This window comes from Tolypothrix tenuis PCC 7101 (genome assembly GCF_963874875.1).
GTDB classification, from domain to species: domain Bacteria; phylum Cyanobacteriota; class Cyanobacteriia; order Cyanobacteriales; family Nostocaceae; genus Aulosira; species Aulosira tenue.
On the sequence record NZ_CAWNJS010000001.1, the window covers coordinates 4,926,766 to 4,950,300 of the forward strand.

Here is a 23,535-nt window from a genome sequence, read left to right on the forward strand (position 1 = left end):
TCTTCTGCAACTCCACTAACTATTTATAAATGTTCCGGTGCAGCGCAATTATTGGGCTGCATCGCAAGTAGCCTAAATTGCTATGGTAGCGGAATCCCTACGGAACGAATAGCAAGTTTGACAACTCCTTTAACCACGTCACTTACTGTTGCATCTCCCAACGATTGCCCCCACTTTACGAGCTTGTCTTTCATCGTTGACGTATTCTGCGCTTCATCTGCCAAATCCTGCGCTACTTTTTCTTGAGCCGCATCTACTGTCATACCCCGCTTTTGCAATTGCTCAAGTAAATTTTGGATTTGAGCAGCAGCTTGAGATAAATCTTGGCTCATGTTGATGTAGTCACCTTGGATATAACTACCGCCACCCGTATTTATACTTTCATAATAACTACCGCCACCTGTATTAATTGTACGATTATCATTCATAATAAACCTTTCTATCTTGTTGACAACATTAGTCGGTGGACTAATAGTAGCATTTGCATCATCAATTCTACTGAGACTGTTTAACATTTCTTCAAACTCGCCATCTTTAAACATAGCATTTTTATCTTTAGGCATACGTTCTTTCTTATCTTTATCTACTAAATATAAATAGTCACACTTTACATTATTAAATATTGCATCAGGGCTAATATTATGAATTTCAATGCATGAGCCTGTGAAATCAGCACCAGAAAAATCTGTGTTCTTAGTGCTAATCCCAGATAGGTCAGCACCCCGGAGATTCCCATTTCTAAGAATAGATGAATTGAGATTAGCTCCTTGTAAAATACTATTTTCAAAGTTAACATTTGCTATGTTTAACCTAGACAGATCTAAGTTCTCAAAAGAGGAAATATCATTATTTCCTTTACGGGTTATGCAAAGAAGCCGAATCTCTCTTAGTTGCATATTATTGGGAAAATTAAAATGGTTCTCAAGTGAAACCTGATCTTTGAGTGAAATCTCGTCTCCCTCGAACTGTGTATACTCCCAGTCAACTTGTACTATGGAAGCTCTAGAAAAATCGCACTTATGCAGTTTTGCTTTAATGAACTTTGCGCGATCAAGACAAGCTCCAGCAAAGGATGTTCCAGTAAATTTTCTGATTTCCTCATGGTTTAGAATCTTAAATAAAATTGCACCTGCAAACTCCGCCCAGCTAGCTCCGAATAGTGATAATGCAAGACTGCGTGATACTGCAAGACTACGAGCTATTACCCCTCCGAAACCAAAGCCTAGCAAACCAACTCCTCCAGCCATCAAAACTAAGATTGCTTGCTGCTTGAAAGTTTGTCCAGCTAGAACCTCTGAAAAATCTGCATTTTGACAATTACTGTTGCGAAAATCACAGCCACATATGTTAGCCTTACTGAAGTTTGCTTTTGAAAGATTCTTGGCTCGAAAGTCACAGTCGCGTAGATCAGCCTTAGTAAAGTCTATACCTGCAAAGTTGTTGTGTTTAAAGTTGGCTCCAGTAAGGTCTGGAATAGTGTTTGGCTCTTTCTCGCGCCATCGATTCCACTCTTCCACACCTCTATTAAAGACCTCTAAATGTCTTATCTTTGCCATTAACTGATATCGCTACTTGAAAAACTTACCTCAACATCAATCTAATGAAAATTAGTTCACTATTCAATACCTTTGCCAAAATCTGATGAGGAGTTAGCGATCGCCATCGCCTAACTCATTGTTATTTTAGTTCCATTCCACCTGATTCATTTTAAACTTAGAGAAACACAGGGAAAAATCTGAGCGCCAGAAGTCAACGCTCAGAACTTTTCAAAGCCGAGTTTTTTCACGAATTTACAATAGCTTGAAGCCAAAGCCATTGAGAATCTGACGTAAATTTTTACATCCTTTGAGATAGTCTAAGGTGGCGATTCTCTCGGCGGAATGTTCTGACCAATCACCTGCGACATTCATGTTTTGTTCGGTGTAGAACTGTTTCATAATATCGTTGTAGTGAGCGATCGCATCTTCTTGTTCTGCTAATTTGTAGGTTTCTCGATGCAATACAGCTGGCTGGGGTAGACGCGGTTTAATGGCTGGTTTGACTTCTGGATTGGGATAACCTACACACATCCCAAATACAGGAAAAACAAAGGGTGGTAAATTTAGTAATGTGGCTACCTCTTGGGTATTTTTGCGGATTGCACCTATATAGATGGTTCCTAAACCCAAAGATTCAGCAGCAACGATCGCATTTTGTGCTGCTACAGAAGCATCAACTATGGCTTTAATCAATAGCTCTATATAGTCTAGAGCAACATGAGGTAGTCCGCGACTCTCTGCAATGTAAGCCAAACGTCCTAAATCTGCTAACCATACCAAGAATAGAGGCGCTTGCTTGACATGAGCTTGGTTATTAGCCAATTTGTATAATTCCTCTTTGCGTTGTTCATCTTCAACAGCTACCACACTCCAAGTTTGCATATTAGCTGAACTGGCAGCAGATTGAGCAGCCGCTACAAGCAATTCTAGAGTTCCTGGCGGTAAGGGATCAGGTAAATAAGAGCGAACTGAACGGTGAGATAAAATCTTCTCTATAGAGTCATTCCAGGGAAGTTCATCATTGAAGGGAATTTCACCGTAGCGCGATCGCAATAATTCAAGAGGATTAGTCATGGTTATTTTTTCACTCCAAACTAATGTGTGACAATTTTCAAAAGACTATTAACTAAGCCACATTCTGAAAGAACGCCACTCGTAAAGCTAATCGTCTCTCAGATGCAGGAGTATTCAATGGCGTTACCATATGCCAAGAATTTTCTGAACGCACAATGACCACAGATAAATGACTTAGAGGTAAAATATCTTTAAAGGCTGATTCTGGTCTGGAATTTTTGAGAATTCGCAAACAGCCGCCCCAATCTCTAGACCATTGTTGATTGAAAAATAGCAAATGAGTTAAGACTTTATTCGGTTCGTCTGTGTGGGGAAAATGTTGGTGTCCTGACTGATATTGCCGAAATCCAATATCCATCACACAGTCTTTGAGGTCTAACCCTGACATTTCTGCTAAGGCGGCGCGATAAGTATCTGTCCAGAGTCCTTGTATTAACTGTCGCCAGACATGACTCAGATGTCTCAAATCACTGGTAAGTCGTCCTTGTGCTAGGCGCTGTCGCCAGCGATCGTCCTTAAATTTGAGCATCAAAGGAATATCTTGACTAGGGGCGAGTATCTTTCCCCAGTAATAGCCATATCCTTCTCCTGTTGACAATTGAAACTCTCGGTGGGGAAAACTTGCAGTTAGTTCTAAGCTGGCTTCTGGTGAAAGCAAATTTTTAACCAAAGCCCAGTTATATGGAACTGTTTGCATGACAGCAGTACGGATGAATTGAAGATTTAGCATGATTCCCAAGGATGTGACTCAATGAATAAACTGAAAACAAAGCGTAAATCTGTTTACGATCGCATTTTGCACACAGCGTCAGATTTGTTTTATCGGGAGGGGATTCGCAATGTTGGGATTGACAGAATCATTGCGGAATCTGGCGTGGCGAAGATGTCGCTGTACAATCATTTCAAGTCTAAAGATGCTTTGATTGAAGCATGGTTACGCCAAGAACATGAACAATGGTGTCAATGGCTGAAAACCACCGTTGAACAACAAACTACCGATCCCACTAAACGCTTGCTGGCTATCTTTGATGCTTTACGAGAATGGTTTGAAGGGCCAGATTTTCGGGGTTGTGCTTTTATGAATGCCTCAATAGAATTAGCTAATCCCGATCATCCTGGCTATCGAGTTGCTTTAGAACATCAACAATCGATATACCAATATATTCTTCAACTTGCTCAAGCAGCAGAAGTTACATTACCAGAACAATTAGCTAGACAACTGCTGTTGCTCGTACAAGGTGCGATCGTTGTTGCTTTAATGGAAGGAAGTTGGTCAACTGCATCTCAGGCGAAAAAGGCGGCGGTAATGCTAATTCAGACAACATCAAAATCTTGAAAAGTGGCGTTCTCATCAGGTTTATCATGAAAAAAGGCTGTGAAATCGGGGTAAATCTATGCGAATTCATTACTTACAACATGTGCCATTTGAAGGACTTGCTAGTATTGCACAATGGGCGACACAGCAGGGTCACATTATTTCTGCAACTCAGTTTTATAACGGTGATAATTTACCATCTGTTGATGACCTAGATTGGTTAATAGTCATGGGTGGGCCGATGAATATTTATGAGTATGATCAATATCCTTGGTTGAATGACGAAAAACAGTTTATTGAATCAGCAATTCAGCAAAATAAAGTAGTCATTGGTATTTGTCTAGGTTCGCAGTTAATCGCTGATGTTTTAGGTTCCAAAGTATATCAAGGTCGAGAGAAAGAAATAGGTTGGTATCCTATTAATCTGACTCCAGAAGCCCAGAATTATCCTGTCTTTGCATCATTTTCCCAGTCTTTTAATGTGTTTCATTGGCACGGGGATACTTTTGATTTACCTCCTGGTGCAGTACGAATAGCTTATAGTGAAGTCTGTGCAAATCAAGCTTTTATCTATGGTGATCAAGTATTAGGGTTACAATTTCACCTGGAATCAACAAAGGAAAGTGTTAGCCAAATTATTGAAAATTGTGTTTCTGAATTGGTGTCAGGTAAATATATTCAAAAAGCTGAGGAAATGCTCGCCAGGGATGAGGATTTTAGCAAAATAAACACTTTTATGTGTCAAATTTTAGATTATTTTGCTACCTCTACTAACTAATGTGTAGGATTTTAAAATCTTTGGCGGTGCGTTACGCCAAAGGCTAACGCACCCTACTGGCTCTTATGATAAATGAGATTTCCATTTGTCTGTAATTTTGGTTGGTGATTTTGATAACTTTTTATCCGAAAGTTCCGCAATATTAATCATAAAAATAGCTAGGAATAATCCTAAAAATACAGATGCAATTCCATAAAATAGCTTGACTTGCATTGTTGATTGATGAGGATTAAATACATTTCCTATTAACAAAATATTGCCGATAATAATGATGCCAATCCATAATAAAATTATCAAACATAACAGACTTGCTGTTAGTAATAGCCATGTGCCAATGTCAAAATAACTAGAAAAGTTTGATAAAATTGGTAATTTGCTAAATTTCATTTTTCACCCTAGATAGTCAATATTCAGAAGTTAATTTAAGTGTTTAGCAGCTACACAAAATGCACATCTGTAGGGCTGAATGCCAGCTTAATTTTTCCATGACGATAGATATTTTCGGATGTATAACCCCGGCGTAATTTGGCAGTTAAAATTTGTTCTCCCAGTTGAAAGCGAATAGTATCAGTGCCTATCCCACGTAAAATTCTCTCTACTCGTCCTTCTAGCCTTACGACTCCTGGCTGGTATGGAATTGAAGAATTTGTATGATCAAGATAGAAAGCATCACTCGATAAACAACAGGCTGTGATAGTTGTTTTCAATTCACCAGGGTAGAAAAACTCTAGACTGTTTGCCAGCTTAATTAAATAACCGCGATCGCCTGGCTTAATCTTACAGGGAATAATATTATCCATGCCCACCAATCTGGCAATTTGCTGATTAGCTGGTCGGCGGATCAGGTTTTCTAATTTATCATCCTGAATGATACAGCCATCAAATAGTGCGATCGCGCGATCGGCAAAATTCAAGATATCAGTAAAGTTGTGGCTAACTAATATCACAGCCGATCCTCTATCTTGCGCCCATTGTCTGATTTTTTCGATAATTTGCGGACGGATTGCCACATCTAAGGAGGCTGAAGGCTCATCTAATAGCAGCAATTCAGAATCAGCTACTAAACCAGAGGCTATACAAACTCGTTTACCTTCGCCACCAGATAAAGAACGAGCTGACCGATACGCTAAGTGTTCGCAACCAAAAGTTTCTAGTGCAGTATATACCCTTTGTTTAATTTGGTGTTTTGGAACTCCGCGAAACTGTAAAACTCTGGCAACATTATTAAATACTGTGTCATCTAATAGTAATGTCTCTTGAAAAACCAGAGCCGAACGACGACGCAAGTTTGTTTGATTGGCATAACTCGCATCTTGACCAAACAATTGTATTTGTCCGCGATAAGGCTGCAACATATTGATTGTTCTTAACATGGTGCTTTTGCCAGCACCATTGGGGCCAAGCACGGCGACTAGTTCCCCAGGACGGACAGCGAAATTATCAATTGTCAGGATATTTTTGCGGGTTTTACTATCGACTTTTACCTGATGCATATTCAGGACATACTCGTTGATACTCCCCAAATTTTTCTGTCGTCCTACAGCAGAGGCGACAAAGGACTTGAAACCAGTAATTTTCATCATAAAACTTTCTTTTCGTGCTGCAAGATAGTCAGCAATACAACAATGCTGTAGGTAACGATCAGGAGAATATATGCGATCGCCATTGCCACATCGAAATTACCTTTTTCGACTTCGGTGACAATCGCTGTAGTTAAAACTCTTGTCTGTCCTTTGATATTGCCACCAACCATCATCGAGGCCCCAACCTCGGAGATGACACGACCAAAACCTGCAATTATAGCGGCTATTAATCCTAACTTTGCTTCCTTAATTAGCAATAAATTAGCTTGCCAAGGTGTCGCCCCCATTGATAGTAATTGCCAACGAAGTTTAGGATTAATACTGAGAATAGCTGCAAAACTAAAGCCAGCGACAATGGGGAAAGCAATCAATGCTTGGGCAACGATCATTGCTGTGGGTGTATACATCAGTTCCAAATCGCCCAAGGGGCCAGACCGCCACAAAAACAAGCTAACGACTAAGCCAACTACGACTGGTGGTAATCCCATACCAAAGTTAACCAAGCTATTTAATACTTGTTTCCCGAAAAACTCTGTTAAAGCTAACCACAATCCCAAGGGTACACCCAGCACAACGCTAATAGCCGTCGCTGTTCCAGATACTAATAATGTCATCATCATGACCTGGAGAACGTCGCGATCGCCCCTTGTTAATAGCTCAATAGCTCTGATTGCTCCTTCAATGATTGTATCCACAAGTTTGTTAAAAACTGAAGTAATAATTCGTAGTTTGTAATTCGTAGTTCCGATATTTGAACAACTCATTAATACCAATTTCATGTAAATTTGCACATATTTAGATCCCCCTAAATCCCCCTTAAAAAGGGGGACTTTGATAGATGTTTTCTGCTTACCCCCCTTATTAAGGGGGGCTAGGGGGGATCGAATTCTATGCAGCTTCATAAGGAATTGGTATAAGGAAAAATGACAAATGACTAAAACCCGTAATTTTTTTCTGTTTTACCTGCATCAACAAAAAATAGTGGTTGTCCAAATTCTTTTTTGCCGTGGGCTGAAATTATTGTCTGTCCTTCCGTAGATAATACGAAATTAATAAATGCTTTAGCTCCTGCACTATTGACTTTGGGGAATTTTTGTGAATTTACTTCCATGACATGGTAGAGATTCAACAATTTTTTGTCTCCTTCTACCATTACTCGCAAAGACGAAACATTTTTCTTTTGAAATATATATGTTGCCCGGTCTGTTAAGGTATATCCTAATTTTTGGTTAGCTACTTGCAAAGTTTTCGCCATCCCTGAACCTGTTTGTTGATACCAAGTACCAGCAGGGTTGACTTTAGCTTGTTGCCATAAATCTTTCTCAAGTTTATTAGTACCTGAATCATCACCTCTGGAGATAAATAAAGCTTGATTTTTTGCAATCAGAGAGAATGCTTCAATAGCGTTCTTTTTATTTCTAATCTTCGCTTTATCAGAATTAGCTGGCCCCACGACCACAAAGTCATTGTGCATTACCAAATGCCGATTAGTTACAGCACCACCTTGCAAAACTTTGCGTTCAGCTTTTGGTGAATTAACAAATAGCGCGTCAACTTCGCCTTTTTCAGCCAAAGCTAAAGCCTGTCCAGTTCCAACTGCAACCTTTTTGAGTATATGTCCTGTTCTCTTTTCAAAAGCTGGAACTAAATCATCTAGAAGACCACTATCTTCTATGCTGGTTGTCATAGCGACTATGACATTTTTCTTAGTTGAGGACTGGGCAATAGCTGGTTGTTGCCGAACTAATTTATTACCAAAATCAGCACTTATTAGTGCTACAACGCACAGTAACCCCCCGATAACAAGTCTTCTTTGAATCATAAAACATCCTAGAATTTACAGAGATTAAATATTAGCAATGGGGAATAGGGAATAGGGCATAGGGCATAGGGCATAGATATTTTATTTATTAATGTAATTTTTTCTTCCTCATATTCCTCATCTCCTTTCCATTCCCAACCAAATTACTCACAACTTACGGTAAATATGATTGATATAGATTTTTTATAAAAATCTGAGTTTTTTTACTAACTCAGGAAGTATTAGTAACAGGATTTATTCAGCCGATTTAGAGAATTTCATCACATGGTAAGTAGTGATAATTCTTCCTCTGCTCCCTTACTTCTGAGGAACTAAGCTGAGTAATTCTTCAACCGTGAGACTGCGTTTTGTTTGCACTGATTGATGTCGCACAGCATCTAATACTGATTGAATTTCTGTTTGACCAAGGTTGATGCCATGTTGTTGCAGTACACTCAGCAATAAATGTCTGCCAGAATGTTTACCCACAACTAAACGGCGTTCCCAGCCTACATCTTCTGGTGCAAAAGGTTCGTAGGTGACAGGATTTTGCAGCACACCATGAGCATGAATACCAGATTCATGTGCGAAGGTATTTTCGCCGACGATCGCTTTCCAAGGTGGTACAGGATAGTTGGTGGCTTTGGCTACTAATTGAGACATTTCTACTAGTCGTTTGGTATCAATACCCGTTTGAATTCCGTGGAGATGTTTGAGTCCCATCACAACTTCTTCTAGGGGTGCATTTCCTGCGCGTTCGCCAATACCGTTAACGGTGGTATTAACTGATACTGCTCCGGCTCTAACGCCAGCTAAGGTGTTTGCTAATGCTAGTCCAAAGTCATCATGCATATGCATTTCTATTGCAATTGATAGATGAGAGACTAAACGACTCACTTTGTTGTAAGTGCTGATGGGATCAAGAATTCCCACTGTGTCACAAAAGCGAAACCGAAAAGCGCCCCATTCTTGAGCAGAATAGGCTACATACAAGAGAAAAGATTCATCAGCCCTAGAAGAATCTTCGCCACCTACAGATACAGATAAACCGCGATCGCGTGCAAAACTAATTGCATCTTTGAGGCGATCTAACACCAGCCGTTTCCGTCCTTGAAACTTAGCATCAATTTGAATATCAGAAACGGGTACAGAAATATGCACTCGCTCTAAACCACAATCTATAGATGCTTGAATATCAGACAAGTTAGCCCGATTCCAGCCAAGCAATTTAGTATTTAATCCCAGATTGGCGATGGTTTTAATCGATTCTGCCTCTTCTTGCCCCATTGCGGGAATCCCAACTTCCAACTCCTGCACACCTATGGCATCAAGTAGAGTGGCGATCGCAATTTTCTCTTCTACAGTAAAGGCTATACCTGCGGCTTGTTCTCCATCTCGCAGGGTTGTATCGTTAATCTGAATAGCATGGTTGTTCATCATAAAATCGCAATCAATTGAGTGAGAGTAAACAAAACTCATGCAAAAAGCGTCACCAAATCTATACAAGGATTTGAGACTCATCCTTGCAGACATTCTCGGAATGCAGTCAGAGGTAAAGGTTTAAAGCCAGACTTTGTTCCACTGCACTGTAATAGTTTTTCCTATTCACAATGCCCAATGCCCAATGCCCAATGCCCTTCCATTAAATAGTTGCGACAACTTCCCCTATCTTACTGATGTCATAACCGCCAAGTACTTTTAGTTGCGATTGCACCAGCCGATGTCCTAAGATGCCAAGGAACTGTTGTACGGGTGATTCTTCCAGGTATTCTTTGAGAATTACCAAGTCATACCGCGCTTGATGCAAAGGAACAAATCCCAAACCAAAGGCCGCAGCTATCGATGAAGTACTCACACCAGCATCAGCAATTCCTGATGCTATAGCTAAAGCAACATCTTGATGGCTATGGACAATCCTCTCAGATCCTTTGAGCGTATCTAGTGAGATCTTTTCTTTGTTGAGTTGGCGTTCTAAAAGCATCCGACTACCAGAACCAGGTTCGCGGTTGATGATGGTTCCTCCTAATTCCACTAAATCAGCCAAATTTTTGATTTCCATTGGATTACCTGGTTGCACCATCAATCCTTCTTCCCAAATACCAAGGGTAATTAAAACTGCACTCCTATCAGCTAAAGCTTCACGAACAAAGGGAATATTATGTTCTTCAGTTTCAGGATCATATAAATGCATCCCTGCAATGTGAACTTCACCTCTATCTAGACTACGCAAGGCAGCCATGCTATTGGCAAAATGATAATGAACTCGCAGTTGAGGATACCAACGTTCAGTTGCCTTTGCTAAGAAGGAAATTACAGGTGTACAGCCAGCTATAACAACTGTATTGTGCAATTTATCTATATCATCAAGCAGCTGAACTTGAACTTTATTTGTAGTTGTTGGGATATGTGCCTTACCATCAGCGGGGATCATTTCCATGCGAAAAGCATCTTTCCCAATTAAGGGATAAGCTATCCATTGTCCCCCAATTTTTGCTAGGCTTACTCGCAATTGCTGTTCACTAGGAACGGGTTTAGTAAGAACTGCTTCAACTTCTGGTAAATCATCCTCTAACCAAAATAACTCTTCAACTTGGCAACCCAGCGCTTTAGCTAGACGCAAGCTAATGGCAACCGAAGGAGCATATTGTCCCGATTCCACACTACTGATAGCCTGACGAGTTACGCCAGCTATATTAGCTAAATCTTGCTGACTCATGCCTAAGCGAGTTCTAATTGACTTCAGGTTGTTGCAAACATTAGCATCCAGCTTCATAAGGCTGTCTTCCTCCTGCAAGAACGGCTACCGCAGACAAACTTATACAATTTTGGATTTTGGATTTTGGATTTTGAATTTTGGATTGTAAAAGATTGATTAACCAAGCTTTTTGGCAATCCATCTATCGCAATCATTCTTCCCATAAATCGGTATTAATTTGTCTAGGCAATAGCAAGAAAGTCTTCTAGTTGATGCCTTTCCTGTTGGAAGACCTGTTAATACTCTCGGATGATTGCATACATCATATATATGGCTAAGATACTTACTGGGTTTCATTGTTGCAGTAGACAAACTAAACTTGTTGCTAGTTGATTTACTGCTGTTTGATTTCCCCTTAAGGCAACTATAACATACATTTCGCCAAAATAATTGCCAAAAAAACTTTTAATCTTCATTTTTTTTATAGTAATTATGTAGTAATAACTACAGAAAATTTGCAATTTATATTTAGTTGAATAGATATTCTTAGGCTAAAAATTGTTTTATCAGGATAGTCCTAGAGTTAACTGGCGATCGCATTCATTTAACCCTGGTCAATATTGCTTTGTAACTACATAAAAATTCCTGAGTTTGTTGAAGAAATCAGGAATTTTCACCTATCTATGTTGATAGACTAGAATTAATGCTGGTTTATTAAGTAACTTGTTATATGCCTGCTGAAACTCTCTCACGCTACGTTACTCGCGATGCTCAGATTTTGAGTGGAGAGCCAATTATTATAGGCACTCGTACATCCGTTCGTGCCATTGTTGGTTTGTGGCGCTTAGGCATTATGCCTGAAGAAATTTTGAACCATCTACCCCATCTAACTTTGGCACAAGTTTTTGATGCATTGAGTTTCTATCTCGATAACCAACCAGAGATTAATGAGTATATTGAGCAAAACCGAATACCCGATGAATTAGTTCATCCATCTGTAAAAAAAGCATTGGGTAAATTGTGACAACTTTTGCACTACTTTATACAGATGAGGATATGTCAGCGTTAGTTGCTACATTGTTGAGATCGCGTGGTTTAGATGTCACCACCGTTCCTGAGCAAGCAACCATTGGCAAAACAGACATTGAACAACTGGAATTTGCAACTTCAGTTGGCAGATGTATCCTGACTCATAACCGAGTTGACTTTGAGCGGTTACATCTCCAATACATAACAGAAGATAAACAACATTCTGGAATAATCATTGTGCCACAGAAAAACGCCTATGAAGTTGCACAAAGAATAGGGATTTTGGTGAATGCTCTAAATGTAGAGGAGATTAGGAATCAATTATTATATGCCTGAATTCTTTCCAAAAAGCAATTGTCTATAATTTGGCGATCGCACGCAGAGCTAACAATGCGCTGCCTACTAACCGCCTGCACTGAAAAATGTCAAATTAGATACTAATTGTTGTGTAATTCTTACATTTCGATATGTTGTGCTACCACCCATTGAAGTTCCAACCACAAAACAGGGTTGGTTTGTTTCAGGTTAGATCCTGGATCGCGGATAATGCGTGTAGCGTTCATGCAGATAGCTTCTGATGTCCCTAAATCTTGGGCAATATTTCTAAAAACATCTCTGTATTCAATAATTGAGGTAAATAGCTGATGGGGGAAGTAAACAACAAAATATTGACAAAGTTTAGGATTTACCCCCCAGTAGAAACTGACAAGTTCAATATGACAGTACTGAAGTAAATCACTGATTTCTGGACAGCGTTCCTTAGCTACAGTAGTAAATTTTTGCACTAAGATTTCTTCGGTTAGCATCATCGTTGTTCCTTCTAGTGAAAACAAACTTAGGTCTTCTCAAGTACGCCAATTGTTGAGAGGATGATAGGCGGTCATTAGTACATCACAGCAGAAATCAACATACCATTCTCAATCTGCAACACCACATACAACATATTTACAACTCATTTTCACCCTTCACCCTTCACCCTTTACCCTTCTCCTGCGGAGACGCTACGCGAACATCCTTTACCCTTTTTGTCCTAGTCAAATAATCCAAACGTCATAAGCAGTTTTTCCAACTGCTGATTAGACAAAGGTTTTGGTATCACAAAATTTTGATTCTGATCTATCGCCCTTGCCAAATTACGATAGTGTTGCGCCTGTTTACAGTCCGGAGCATACTCAATCACGGTTTTACTGTAAAATTCTGCTCGTTGCACCATATTATCTCTAGGTATAGAGTAGAGCATCTGAGTACCCAGTTGCTCTGCTAAAGCCTGAATTAACTCTTCTTCGCGATCAACATTGCGAGAGTTGCAAATTAATCCACCCAAACGAACATCGCCTATCAGAGAATATTTTTGAATTCCTCGGCAAATGTTGTTAGCTGCATACATTGCCATAATTTCTCCAGAAGTGACAATGTAAATTTCTTGAGCTTTGCCTTCACGTATCGGCATGACAAAGCCACCACATACTACATTACCCAAACCATCATAGAAAGTGTAGTCAAGATTTAGCTTTTGATCGTAAGCACCGAGTTGTTCAAGCAAACCAATTGATGTCAAAACACCTCGCCCTGTACATCCTACACCAGGTTCCGGCCCACCAGATTCTACACACAGCGTTTTCCCCCATCCTTCTTTGCGGAAGTCTGCTAGATTTAAATCTTCTTCTTCCTTACGCAGTGTGTCGAGTACAATATTTTGATGCAATCCCCCCAAAAGCAACCGTGTAGAATCTGCTTTTGAGTCACATCCCACAACCATTACTTTACAACCTATTTCGGTGAGTCCAGCCACTAGATTTTGAGTGGTTGTAGACTTACCAATTCCCCCTTTGCCATAAATAGCAATCTTCCGCATAAAATCTCTACTATCTTGTGTATTGATGTCTGGTGATACGAAGACAGAAGATTAGATCTGGTTCAGTTAAGCGTTTTGAACCCAAAATTGGTTTTGGGGAAAAGGTTAAAGGTTAAGGGTTAAAGGTTTTTTCTTTCCCTTGAACCATTCCCCTTTTTCCCTTAACCGACAAGTATTGGAGCAAAACCTAACCCATGATTTTCAATTTTCTCAACTGAACTCTTCAAAAATTGAGCTTTTTACTCTCCATAATGAGGGCTGATAACTTTACCTTGAAATACTCGGTAAAGATAGACATTATAAAGTAGTAAAAGCGGCACAAAAAAGCCAATGAAAGCAATCATGAAGGCTTGGGAGCTAAGGGAAGAAGACGCTTGGTAGATAGTTACTTGGAAGGGAATAATGTAAGGAAACACTACAAAAGCCAAAGCGAGAATAGTGATTAGGAAAAGCACTATTGACCAGATAAAAGGTATTTTTTCCTGACGTAGGTTAATACTATTCATTAGTAGCCCTACTGCACCAGTTGCCAAAATGGGAATTGCTGCGAATATCCAAACTTCTGGTTGATGGAATAAGCGATCGCGCACTTGTTCGTAGAACATGGGTGTGGTAATTGTTAAGGCTAATGCACCAGAAAATGTAGTGAGAGCGCTAAATTTGGCAGTAATGTAGTGATATCTTTTTAATTCACCTTCGGTCTTGGCAATTAAGTAGGTAGAACCGATTAAAACGTACCCTTGCACTACAGTTAATGCTACTAATATTGATGGTAAATTCCACCAATCCCAAGTACCACCAATAAAGTTACCAGCTTCATCAACTTTAATTCCCGCAATTACGCCACCTAAGATCAATCCTTGAGACAAAGCTACTAATAAACTACCTCCTCCAAAACCAATATTCCAAAAAGTTTTGTTGAGAGAATGTTCGCGAAACTCAAAGGAGACAGCGCGGAAGATAAACCCGATCACCATCAAAGTGATTGGAATATAAAGAGCATTGACGATAGTAGCGTAGGCGAGGGGAAATGCACCATACAATAATCCGCCTGTACATACCAACCAAGTTTCGTTGGCATCCCAAACTGTACTTAAGGTATTGATAATAATCCCTCGACGTTCTTCGTTAGCAGCAGTTAGCGTTAAAATTCCCACACCTAAATCAAAGCCATCTGTAATTAAGTACAAAGTAAGGAATAGGGCAACAAGTGCAAACCAAAGTAGTGGTAAGGTTGTATTTATGGCTTCCATGAAATCTCCGGTGATGTTTGATTGATGATGACCGCACAAGGCAAAAGTAAAAAGATAATTTTTACTTTTTACTTTTTACTTCTTAAGCTTTAGGTCAAACTTTCTGCTTTACTGCTTTTGAGTAAATCTGGATTGGGGATTGGAAGTCCTAAATTTGGCCCTTGGCGCACAATCCGACTACCAAAATATAAAGCGCAGCCAAGTAACATTAAATAGATACTGGTATAAGCAATCAGTGAGACTAGGACATTGCTAGCGGGAACTTGAGATACAGCATCAGCAGTACGAATTTTGCCGTAAACAATCCAAGGTTGTCTCCCAACTTCTCGCACCATCCAGCCTGATTCCACAGCAAGATATCCCAAGGGTGCAGCAAATATCCAAGCTCGCATTAACCAAGTTTGGGCAGTAATATTTTCTACAGTCAGCTTACCGCGCAACCATTGTACGAGGCTGACTCCCATTAAACCCAAGAAAAAGAAGCTAATACCTACCATCATGCGGAAAGAATAAAATATTAGAGAAACTGCATGGGGACGATCTTCTGGTTTCCACTCATTTAAACCCAATACAGGTTCGTCAAGTTGAGGTTTCATGGACAAAACCATACCTAAACCACCTGGTACACTTAGTGACCAGTTATTCTTACTGTCTTGAACATTGGGTGCAACCAAAACATTCCAAGGTGCAGATTCTCCAGCAGGTACGGTGTCCCATAAAGCTTCGATCGCAGCTAATTTTGCAGGTTGGTTGTGGTATACTTCCTCACCACTGAAGTGACCAACAATAATTTGCAGAGGAGTGACAAGTATAGCTAATGCGATCGCTAGTTTAAAAGATTTGCTGAAAAATTCTTCATAGCGCTTGTTGAGAATATACCAAGCACTAATACCACCAATGACAAACAAGGCGGTTTCGAGAATTGCTAATACCATGTGAACCCAGCTACTTAAAGCCGCTGGGTTGAAAATTGCTTCTAGGTAACTATGAACCAAAAATTTCCCATCCACCATTTCCCCACCCGCAGGGGTTTGCATCCATGAGTTAGCAACAATAATCCAGAAAGATGAGAGTGTAGCACCAATGGCGACCAACATAGTTGCTAGCAAGTGCATCAGCGGTGGAACACGATTCCAACCATAAATCATAATTCCCAGGAAAGCAGCTTCTAGCATAAATGCCATCGTGCCTTCAAAGCCTAGAATACTACCTAAAAAGTCACCAACAGCTAAAGAAAATGGTGCCCAATTTGCGCCAAATTCAAATTCAATGGCGACACCAGAAGCGACACCAAGCCCAAAATTAAGAATGTATAGTTTTGACCAAAAACGTGCATGGTGATAAAAATTAGTATCTTTGGTTTTTAGCCATAGCACTTCCATCACCACCAAATACCAAGACATCCCAATTGTTAAGATGGGCCAAAACATATGGAAGATGCTGGTAACAGCAAATTGGATGCGTGAAAGCATCACCGTATCTGCAAAAAAACTCATAGTTTGTCCTCAAATATTTTGCCATCCAAGGCATTCTTGATGGGTCTCTATTTCCAGACTTTACGAGCAAGAAGTAAGCTGAATAAACAGAAAAATGATTATTCTTGTTACTTCAATGTCTGGGAAATAAATTCCTATTGTGAAAATCTGGTCTGAATATTAGCCTAGAAATATTCAGTTCGTTTTTCTGTATCACTTACCACTTGTTCAATCGAAAATATAAAAACCAGAAAACTGAAGATATGTAATTTGTCTGGCTATTTTGATATCGCAAATCATAGCATATTCAGAGATTCAAGGTCTGTGACAGCTTGTCTTTTGACATCTATCAGATAATTAGATATTAATAAGAGTAATCATTTTGGCTAATCAAAGCGATAAGTGTTTAAAGTTTAAATTACATAGTTATGGTTAAATAGCCATTTTCTCAACAAGATTGAGCAGATTTAATTATGTGTTTTAGATTTTTTCTGCTTATCGCTTTTACATTTTTAAATTATATATTTGCTAAGACTTGATATGCATATTTAGAAAAATGCAAAAAACTAATATTTAATTTGCGTAAATTATCCCGCAAATTAAATATTAAGTTTTCCATCCCAAAATTCTCATTTTTGCAAATGTCAAGCTTTTTAGCTCTTATACCAATTCTGCAATTACACCTTAAATTGTAGGGTGCGTTAGCGATAGCGTAACGCACCATCTTTCTTGGTGCTCTGTTAATCAATCTACTCTCTAAACAATTTCTTTTTGGAGAGAGTGAATTTTGCTAACTAATTCTTGACGAGCAGAAGCTTTGAGTAGATATCGAGAGATAAACCATCCTACATAACTAATACCAATCAACTCAAAAACGAATGGCAGTAATGGAATCTCATTGATTGCATTTAATAAAGCTATAACTAGCTTCACTGTAATTAGTACAGCAATCATCAAGACGATACCGAGAATTAGTGGCTGGTTTTGAGAAGAAAATTTAGCTATGTATTGAGGTAATTGTTTTAAAATTACCCAAACTTTTCTGCTAACTAGCTGCCATTGAGATAATTGTAGTTTAGTGGGCGATGTCTGAGTTTCTAGTATTAAAGTTTCATCGCCTGCTCCCACATCGTCTAAGGTCATATCCACAGATTTTGCTGATTGTACTTCGCTGTCCATAAATCTCCTATTTTCTTCACTGACAAGAGTTCTGAGTCCTAAATTCCAGCCTTTGACTTCATGTGTAGAGAGAAATGAAGAGTTAGCCACAAGAATATTTCTATCTACACAAAGGCTTTGATGAGCAGGTGTTTCCACAACCACTTGGTCTGTAGTTGAGATATTGCTTGTTGTCTCAACTACAGGCCTTTCCTCGGCTTTGACATCCTCAGAGAATAAAAACTTCTTGGTTTCATCATCGCGGATATCGATACCAGCCAAGTTCATCAAAGGAGAGTAAATCGCATTGTATAAGTCACGTGCCATATTCACTGCACCTTCAAATCCCATGTATGGCCCATTGTGGTAACCATGACCGTTGATGTATGGTAGGTGCAATTTCTTGACTAACGCACCCACCCGTGGGCCAGTCAACACTACATCGGGACGAATCATCTCGAGAACTTCAAAAAATTCTAGTTCATTACCATCATCAATATAGATTGTGCCTTCTTGACCTCTGGCAATTACCTTTTCAAAGTCTTCTTGGTGTCCAAACTTGGAAGACATGGATACTACTTGCATTCCTAAGTCATCTTCCAATGCTTTTGTCCAGTGCCACAATCTAGGGCCTCCTGTCCAAATACAGACTTTTTTGCCTTTAAGCCGTTCTTTATACCAATTCATTCTGTCTTGGTATTTGGCGACTTCTTCAGCAATCACGGCTTCGGCTCTTTCTTCAATACCAAAGAAGGCTCCGATTTTCCGTAATGCTTCTTGACAATAGTCAAAACCCCAGGTGTCTACGTCCATCCGGGGGATGCCGTATCTTTTCTTGAGTTCGTTGGCAATATAACCAGCCGAACGCGCACAGTTGGTAACGTTGAGTTGCGCTCTGTGCATTCCTCTGAGCGCGTCATAAGTACCATTCCCGGTAAAGTGGGCGATGATTTGCACGCCCATTTTTTCCATGTACTTCTCAAGTACAAAGGTGTCACCTTGGATGTTGTAGTCACCAATGACGTTGATGGTATAGGGTGAGGTAATTTCTGGTTCAAATGTCCCAACTTTCTCGTTAATCCAAGCGATGTTTAATACGTGGTGTCCTTTGGATTGGCTCACCCCGGCAAATCCGGGACATTCTACACAGAAGATATCGACATCACCGAGTTCTTTTTGGGCACTTTTGACTACTGCTCTGATGTCATCACCAATTAATGCGGTGGCGCAGGTGGTGTAGACTATCATCCGTTTGATGTCGGGAAATTCAGCAAAGGCTTCGAGGATAGACTTTTTGAGTTGCTTTTCCCCACCAAACACGATGTGTGACTCTTTCATGTCTGATGACCAGACATATTTGAGTTGGAAATGTCCGTTGTCGCTGGGATAGCGTTTGGTGTGCCATGTGTCGTAGGCGCAACCAATGGGGCCGTGTATCATTTGGATGGTGTCTTTGAGTACACCACCAATTACGAGTTTCGCGCCGCAATAGCTACAGCCTCTTTCTGATAATGAACCGGGTATGGTTTCGATGTTCGATAGTGGTAAGAATTGGGTGGTGTCTTCGCCTTTTTCTTTGATATAAACGTGCTTTTCCCGTTCGGGAATTGTTTCGTCACATTTCAATAGTTTCAATGGCATATTTGATTGCTCCTGACGCAATACCCACAGAAGGAGAGAGATTTAAGCTATTCGTGAGGGCTGTTGATGGATGACGGTTGACTGTTAACGGTCATCCATCAACAGCCCTGATTAGTAGTTATGCAATTTAGACATGCATTAGCTTATTTACTTCCGTTCTCTTACCAGAAATATTTTTCTATCGCTGCTCTTTTTAAATAATAGTAATCTTATTAGTTAATAATAGTAATTTTAATCACGAAATTTGAAGTATTCTTAAAATTATTCTATGCATAAAAATAGATAGACAGTTCTGTATATTTCAAAATTAATTAACTATCTTGTCATATTGATAATTAAATAAAAAAGCATAAGAAACTTGATGCTTAGAAATATCGGCTGACAATATAATGTTTAATTTCTGCAATAAATTAATTTAAATTTTTGATTTTGTTTAACCGGAAAAATCAAGTAAATCATTGAATAAGCTACAATTAAATTACTTAGATAAGCTAAAAATAAAGAATTAAATTCTATACTTTATTGCAACTGTCTGCATTCAGTACAGAAGATTCTTCTCTTGCTATCACTATATTATTAGAGTTAATCACTACGTAAGCTTCTGTACCTTCGGATAAATCTAATTCATCTACTGAGGCAGTGGTAATAATTGAAGTTAACTCTACTTCTTGAATCACTTTAATAGTGATTTGACTAGTTATTTCTGTACGCAAAACTTCTGTGATGATGCCTTGAAGTATGTTATGTGAGTTAATTTTGAGATGCTTTGGGGAATTAGTAATTTCTATAAACTGACTATTCGGCTCTTTTTGTTGTGGCTTTTGAGTAGCTTTTGATTTTGGCGATCGCGTATAACTATGCTCAAGCCCCCGTAACATTTCTCGCAGGATTTCTGTTTTAGTACGGCGCAACTTCTTAGATAATTTATCGAGCAGTTTTCGCTCTTCATCTGATGCTTGAAATGTAATCCAGCCCTGCTCTTTTCTTGGCATATTACTGTTAGCAAACTACTTGTTAATGTTGGTAACCTAATAAAAATTGAAACAGACCATTTGCACAGGTAGGGAAAGTTTCACAAATGATCTTGATATGCATCAACCAGCCCCTACTCATTCCAATTCAAAATTAAGAATCCACATAGGACAAGGTTTTAGGGCTGTATATCTGTCGCATTTTCTTTTTAGATTGGTATCAGATGGGGTGAGATGGTGCAGCTGGGTTATGAGCAAGGATAGTCTGGTAAAAAACTGATGAAAATTGACCGCTGGTTTCCCAGTTATAAACCCTGTGGTAACTGTAGTCACATTGTTGAGTGTTGGACACAAGGTGACAGTTTGTGGTGCTAACATCAGACAAGAGAAGGTATAGACGCGCCACAGCGCGTCTGTACTAGGGATCATCTACACAAAACATATATTGTACGCAATTATTTTAGCATGATGTCATATAAACTTGCCTCATAATTCAATTGCGATCGCTGTTTGTCGAGAAACCCTGATATTTTGGGAATAAAAATAAAATTTAGCAAGTACTTTGGCAAGATGTATGCTATTCTTGCAGTAGAGGGAATAAGAATAGCAAATGCATTAACAGTGCTTCTCCATGAAAAACTTCCTGTTGTGCATACTTGCTTAGGGAAAAAATCACAGAGATGCGATTAATCATGTACTCATAAGTCAAAAGTCAAAGGTAAAAATAGACTTGAGGCTTAAAGTTTCATGGATTGATTGTATGTCCCGCTCAAGAGTTCAGCCTTGATATAGATTTCAATTCTTCTGTAATCTAGCAAATTCATGACATTTGAATACAACTGAAATTACTAATAGTTGCTGTCTGTAAGTCAGAAAATTTTTGGTTACCACAATGAAGCGAATTAGCTGGATGCTTTTTCACCAAATATAAAGTTTTCATACATGGTGCATCGACCAGGGAAAAGTTTCTTTTCCCGCGAGTTGGATTACAGATAGAGGATGTGCAGTCAATATTATCTATAACACCGTCATCGTAGGTTGATTATGGTTAATCCTGTTAGTTGCTCACTCCTCTATCTTTCCTAACCAGGCTCCTATCGCAAATCAGAAATCTTAAAAAGATGGCGCTACAGCTAACTCAAGTATTTTACTGATTAATTTTTTCACTCTATCCGAACTGATATAAGGAAAGACATGAAAAACTCTCAAGAAGAAATCAATAACTTACTCAACAATACAACTTGCGAACATAAACAACCTACATCTCATAACAACAAAAAACCTACTTGTAAAAAACCACCACAACCAGGAGCAGCCCAAGGTAATTGTCCTTTTGAAGGTGCAATGGTTGCTCTCGGCCCAATTACTGACGTTGCTCATTTAGTGCATGGCCCTGTTTCTTGTACTCGTAACCCTTGGGGAAGTCGTGGTAGTCTCTCGTCTGGCTCTAAACTTTATCAAATCGGCTTTAGTACAGATTTGAGTGAGCAAGATATTATTTTTGGTGGAGAAAAGAAGCTTTATCAAAGTATTCTAGAAATTGCTAAACGCTATCATCCGGCGGCTATATTTGTTTATGCTACTTGTGTGACTGCTTTAATTGGTGACGATATAGATAGTATTTGTAAAGCAGCTACAGATGAAATTGATATTCCTGTTATTCATATAAATGCGCCTGGATTTATTGGTAGTAAGAATTTAGGTAATCGTATTGGTGGTGACGCTTTATTAAAGTATGTAGTTGGTACTGCATCGCCAGAATTTACTACACCATTTGATATCAATATCATTGGTGATTACAATGTTGCTGGTGAAATATGGAATGTTTTACCACTATTCAAGAGCTTGGGTATTCGTGTTTTATCTAAAATTACAGGTGATGCCCGCTATGAAGAAATTTGCCATGCTCATCGTGCCAAGTTAAATGTAGTGATTTGCTCTAATGTTTCACTCAAAATAGCACAAAAAATGCAGGAATTGTACGGCATTCCTTATATTGAAGAATCTTTCTACGGCGTAGAAAATATGAGCCGTTGTTTGCGGAATATTGCCGCAGCATTAGGTAAATTACTTGGCGATAGTTCAGCTGCACGCTATCTTAAAGAGCGCACAGAACGCTTGATTACAAAAAAAACCGCAGCTTTAGATATGGCTTTAGCTCCTTACCGTTCCCGGTTAGAAGGAAAGCGTATTGTTCTTTATAGTGGTGGTATCAAAAGTTGGTCGATTATTTTAGCAGCAAAAGATTTAGGAATGGAAGTTGTTGCTACTAGCGATCGCAAAAGTACAGAAGATGAAAAAATAAAAATTAAGCAGCTGCTTGGACAAGATGGTATTGTTCTGTCTAAAGGTAGCCCCAAAGCATTATTACAAGTCCTGAAAGATACAAAAGCTGATATGTTAGTGGCTGGCGCTAGCAATCAATATACAGCGCTAAAAGCACGTATTCCTTTCTTAGATATTAATCATGAACGTCATCATGCCTATGCTGGTTATGATGGCATGATAGAAATGGCCAGAGAATTATATGAAGCCTTGTATAGTCCTGTGTGGCAGCAAGTAAGAAAACCTGCTCCTTGGGAACAGAAAATTGGCGATTTGGCTGAAGAGAGTACTCTTAATTGATTGCACAAAGATATATGAGGTTTGTTGACAGTTAACTGTTAATAGGAAAAATGTAGCAGTTGTATGAGAGATAGCTGATGAACTAAAAACTATCAGTGATGAAATTAACCAGAATATCGGAGGATTTTGTATGAATCAGAAACAATCCGTGCTTTACACCTATCGGCTTGTACTAATTCCTATCTTAATCCTTGCCTGGTCAAGCCAACTTGTGGGGATCTACATCGTTTTCGTGTAAAAACAACAATTACTTTTCCTGAAGGAGAGCCATAAATGAAAGTAGCTTTTACGACAAGTGACGGAACACATATTGACACTCATTTTGGAGTTGCAAAAGAAATTGATGTGTATGAAGTATCTAAAGATGGGTTTAATTTTGTTGAGACTTTAACTTTTGAGGGTGACTTAGAAGCAGCCGAGCATGAGGATAAGATTACACCCAAAATGGAAGCAATTATTGATTGTAAAATTGTATATGTGAAAGCTATTGGTACACCAGTCGGCAACAAATTAACTAAGCAAGGTGTAACTCTTGTAAGAGCGCAAGAATATGATAGAGTCCCTGATATTTTGCATATGTTAGTTAAAAGTTGCAATGGGGATGCACCGCCTCTTTTGCGTAAGGCTTTGCTACAGGAAGAAAATGACTTCGCATATTCTCATGATGAAGAATAGTTTGTTGGTTGTTGACTGTTAACTGTTGACTCTTGACTGTCAAAACTGAAAAGATGATGTAGGATGTGT

The 23,535-nt window shown here is 39.1% G+C and carries 21 protein-coding genes; 6 read left to right on the forward strand and 15 right to left on the reverse strand.

Features of this window, described 5'->3' with window-relative positions:
• Nucleotides 1–80 precede the first annotated feature (80 nt).
• The 3 genes from AACU25_RS19565 to AACU25_RS19575 form a co-directional block, all read right to left on the reverse strand.
• Nucleotides 81–1,556 (reverse strand): pentapeptide repeat-containing protein, encoded by a 1,476-nt coding sequence (locus tag AACU25_RS19565; RefSeq protein WP_096578448.1) that lies wholly within the window; start codon nt 1,554–1,556, stop codon nt 81–83.
• 234 nt (nt 1,557–1,790) lie between these two features.
• Nucleotides 1,791–2,612, reverse strand: a complete 822-nt coding sequence (locus tag AACU25_RS19570; protein ID WP_096578450.1) for an NADPH-dependent oxidoreductase — start codon at nt 2,610–2,612, stop codon at nt 1,791–1,793.
• Between the two features lie 52 nt (nt 2,613–2,664).
• On the reverse strand, nt 2,665–3,342 hold the full coding sequence (locus tag AACU25_RS19575) for a 2OG-Fe(II) oxygenase family protein (RefSeq protein ID WP_096578452.1): 678 nt from the start codon (nt 3,340–3,342) through the stop codon (nt 2,665–2,667).
• A gap of 21 nt (nt 3,343–3,363) precedes the next feature.
• Here AACU25_RS19575 and AACU25_RS19580 point away from each other — a divergent pair, with 21 nt between their 5' ends.
• A complete protein-coding gene (locus tag AACU25_RS19580; protein WP_045868594.1) occupies nt 3,364–3,948 on the forward strand; it encodes a TetR/AcrR family transcriptional regulator in 585 nt (194 codons plus the stop codon).
• 58 nt (nt 3,949–4,006) lie between these two features.
• Nucleotides 4,007–4,705, forward strand: a complete 699-nt coding sequence (locus tag AACU25_RS19585; protein WP_096578454.1) for a type 1 glutamine amidotransferase — start codon at nt 4,007–4,009, stop codon at nt 4,703–4,705.
• Between the two features lie 63 nt (nt 4,706–4,768).
• Here AACU25_RS19585 and AACU25_RS19590 read toward each other — a convergent pair whose 3' ends face one another.
• The 6 genes from AACU25_RS19590 to AACU25_RS19615 form a co-directional block, all read right to left on the reverse strand.
• Nucleotides 4,769–5,092, reverse strand: coding sequence for a hypothetical protein (locus tag AACU25_RS19590; protein ID WP_096578456.1), 324 nt, complete (start codon nt 5,090–5,092; stop codon nt 4,769–4,771).
• A 50-nt stretch (nt 5,093–5,142) separates the two neighbouring features.
• Nucleotides 5,143–6,288, reverse strand: coding sequence for an energy-coupling factor ABC transporter ATP-binding protein (locus AACU25_RS19595; RefSeq protein WP_096578458.1), 1,146 nt, complete (start codon nt 6,286–6,288; stop codon nt 5,143–5,145).
• The gene (locus AACU25_RS19600) at nt 6,285–7,067 is read right to left on the reverse strand and encodes an ABC transporter permease (protein ID WP_339382046.1); all 783 of its coding nucleotides are present in this window, start codon (nt 7,065–7,067) and stop codon (nt 6,285–6,287) included. The genes AACU25_RS19595 and AACU25_RS19600 overlap by 4 nt, the downstream gene beginning before the upstream one ends.
• Nucleotides 7,068–7,222: 155 nt before the next feature.
• Complete coding sequence (locus tag AACU25_RS19605; protein WP_096578460.1) at nt 7,223–8,110, reverse strand: ABC transporter substrate-binding protein; 888 nt, start codon at nt 8,108–8,110, stop codon at nt 7,223–7,225.
• 297 nt (nt 8,111–8,407) lie between these two features.
• Nucleotides 8,408–9,526, reverse strand: coding sequence for a homocitrate synthase (nifV, locus tag AACU25_RS19610; RefSeq protein ID WP_096583882.1), 1,119 nt, complete (start codon nt 9,524–9,526; stop codon nt 8,408–8,410).
• A 205-nt stretch (nt 9,527–9,731) separates the two neighbouring features.
• Nucleotides 9,732–10,862: a substrate-binding domain-containing protein gene (locus AACU25_RS19615; protein WP_096578462.1), complete on the reverse strand. Its 1,131-nt coding sequence runs from the start codon at nt 10,860–10,862 to the stop codon at nt 9,732–9,734.
• A 652-nt stretch (nt 10,863–11,514) separates the two neighbouring features.
• Here AACU25_RS19615 and AACU25_RS19620 point away from each other — a divergent pair.
• Both AACU25_RS19620 and AACU25_RS19625 read left to right on the forward strand, forming a co-directional pair.
• Nucleotides 11,515–11,808: a DUF433 domain-containing protein gene (locus AACU25_RS19620; protein ID WP_096578464.1), complete on the forward strand. Its 294-nt coding sequence runs from the start codon at nt 11,515–11,517 to the stop codon at nt 11,806–11,808.
• Nucleotides 11,805–12,149 (forward strand): DUF5615 family PIN-like protein, encoded by a 345-nt coding sequence (locus AACU25_RS19625; protein WP_096578466.1) that lies wholly within the window; start codon nt 11,805–11,807, stop codon nt 12,147–12,149. The genes AACU25_RS19620 and AACU25_RS19625 overlap by 4 nt, the downstream gene beginning before the upstream one ends.
• 119 nt (nt 12,150–12,268) lie before the next feature.
• On the opposite strand, the gene AACU25_RS19630 is transcribed toward AACU25_RS19625, so the two are convergent.
• From AACU25_RS19630 to AACU25_RS19655, 6 genes are all read right to left on the reverse strand, one after another.
• A complete protein-coding gene (locus AACU25_RS19630) occupies nt 12,269–12,622 on the reverse strand; it encodes a hypothetical protein (RefSeq protein WP_321206652.1) in 354 nt (117 codons plus the stop codon).
• A gap of 221 nt (nt 12,623–12,843) precedes the next feature.
• A complete protein-coding gene (nifH, locus tag AACU25_RS19635) occupies nt 12,844–13,668 on the reverse strand; it encodes a nitrogenase iron protein (protein WP_096578470.1) in 825 nt (274 codons plus the stop codon).
• 239 nt (nt 13,669–13,907) lie between these two features.
• Nucleotides 13,908–14,921 (reverse strand): cytochrome d ubiquinol oxidase subunit II, encoded by a 1,014-nt coding sequence (gene cydB / locus AACU25_RS19640; protein WP_096578472.1) that lies wholly within the window; start codon nt 14,919–14,921, stop codon nt 13,908–13,910.
• Between the two features lie 89 nt (nt 14,922–15,010).
• The gene (locus AACU25_RS19645) at nt 15,011–16,417 is read right to left on the reverse strand and encodes a cytochrome ubiquinol oxidase subunit I (protein ID WP_096578474.1); all 1,407 of its coding nucleotides are present in this window, start codon (nt 16,415–16,417) and stop codon (nt 15,011–15,013) included.
• A gap of 735 nt (nt 16,418–17,152) precedes the next feature.
• Nucleotides 17,153–19,195 carry a nitrogenase vanadium-iron protein, alpha chain gene (gene vnfD, locus AACU25_RS19650; protein ID WP_096578476.1) on the reverse strand — a complete coding sequence of 681 codons (2,043 nt, stop codon included), beginning with the start codon at nt 19,193–19,195 and terminating at the stop codon, nt 17,153–17,155.
• Nucleotides 19,196–19,707: 512 nt separating this feature from the next.
• Nucleotides 19,708–20,187: a TOBE domain-containing protein gene (locus AACU25_RS19655; protein ID WP_096578478.1), complete on the reverse strand. Its 480-nt coding sequence runs from the start codon at nt 20,185–20,187 to the stop codon at nt 19,708–19,710.
• A gap of 1,173 nt (nt 20,188–21,360) precedes the next feature.
• On the opposite strand from AACU25_RS19655, the gene nifE reads away from it, so the two are divergent.
• Complete coding sequence (nifE, locus tag AACU25_RS19660; protein ID WP_096578480.1) at nt 21,361–22,791, forward strand: nitrogenase iron-molybdenum cofactor biosynthesis protein NifE; 1,431 nt, start codon at nt 21,361–21,363, stop codon at nt 22,789–22,791.
• Between the two features lie 273 nt (nt 22,792–23,064).
• Nucleotides 23,065–23,466, forward strand: coding sequence for a nitrogen fixation protein NifX (nifX, locus tag AACU25_RS19665; protein WP_045868613.1), 402 nt, complete (start codon nt 23,065–23,067; stop codon nt 23,464–23,466).
• Nucleotides 23,467–23,535 lie beyond the last annotated feature (69 nt).

Bases quoted from the DNA above. Each gene is read 5' to 3' on its own strand.
- AACU25_RS19565 (WP_096578448.1), bottom strand. From the start codon at position 1,556: ATGGCAAAGATAAGACATTTAGAGGTCTTTAATAGAGGTGTGGAAGAG.
- AACU25_RS19570 (WP_096578450.1), bottom strand. From the start codon at position 2,612: ATGACTAATCCTCTTGAATTATTGCGATCGCGCTACGGTGAAATTCCC.
- AACU25_RS19575 (WP_096578452.1), bottom strand. From the start codon at position 3,342: ATGCTAAATCTTCAATTCATCCGTACTGCTGTCATGCAAACAGTTCCA.
- AACU25_RS19580 (WP_045868594.1), top strand. From the start codon at position 3,364: ATGAATAAACTGAAAACAAAGCGTAAATCTGTTTACGATCGCATTTTG.
- AACU25_RS19585 (WP_096578454.1), top strand. From the start codon at position 4,007: ATGCGAATTCATTACTTACAACATGTGCCATTTGAAGGACTTGCTAGT.
- AACU25_RS19590 (WP_096578456.1), bottom strand. From the start codon at position 5,092: ATGAAATTTAGCAAATTACCAATTTTATCAAACTTTTCTAGTTATTTT.
- AACU25_RS19595 (WP_096578458.1), bottom strand. From the start codon at position 6,288: ATGATGAAAATTACTGGTTTCAAGTCCTTTGTCGCCTCTGCTGTAGGA.
- AACU25_RS19600 (WP_339382046.1), bottom strand. From the start codon at position 7,067: ATGAAATTGGTATTAATGAGTTGTTCAAATATCGGAACTACGAATTAC.
- AACU25_RS19605 (WP_096578460.1), bottom strand. From the start codon at position 8,110: ATGATTCAAAGAAGACTTGTTATCGGGGGGTTACTGTGCGTTGTAGCA.
- nifV (WP_096583882.1), bottom strand. From the start codon at position 9,526: ATGAACAACCATGCTATTCAGATTAACGATACAACCCTGCGAGATGGA.
- AACU25_RS19615 (WP_096578462.1), bottom strand. From the start codon at position 10,862: ATGAAGCTGGATGCTAATGTTTGCAACAACCTGAAGTCAATTAGAACT.
- AACU25_RS19620 (WP_096578464.1), top strand. From the start codon at position 11,515: ATGCCTGCTGAAACTCTCTCACGCTACGTTACTCGCGATGCTCAGATT.
- AACU25_RS19630 (WP_321206652.1), bottom strand. From the start codon at position 12,622: ATGATGCTAACCGAAGAAATCTTAGTGCAAAAATTTACTACTGTAGCT.
- nifH (WP_096578470.1), bottom strand. From the start codon at position 13,668: ATGCGGAAGATTGCTATTTATGGCAAAGGGGGAATTGGTAAGTCTACA.
- cydB (WP_096578472.1), bottom strand. From the start codon at position 14,921: ATGGAAGCCATAAATACAACCTTACCACTACTTTGGTTTGCACTTGTT.
- AACU25_RS19645 (WP_096578474.1), bottom strand. From the start codon at position 16,417: ATGAGTTTTTTTGCAGATACGGTGATGCTTTCACGCATCCAATTTGCT.
- vnfD (WP_096578476.1), bottom strand. From the start codon at position 19,195: ATGCCATTGAAACTATTGAAATGTGACGAAACAATTCCCGAACGGGAA.
- AACU25_RS19655 (WP_096578478.1), bottom strand. From the start codon at position 20,187: ATGCCAAGAAAAGAGCAGGGCTGGATTACATTTCAAGCATCAGATGAA.
- nifE (WP_096578480.1), top strand. From the start codon at position 21,361: ATGAAAAACTCTCAAGAAGAAATCAATAACTTACTCAACAATACAACT.
- nifX (WP_045868613.1), top strand. From the start codon at position 23,065: ATGAAAGTAGCTTTTACGACAAGTGACGGAACACATATTGACACTCAT.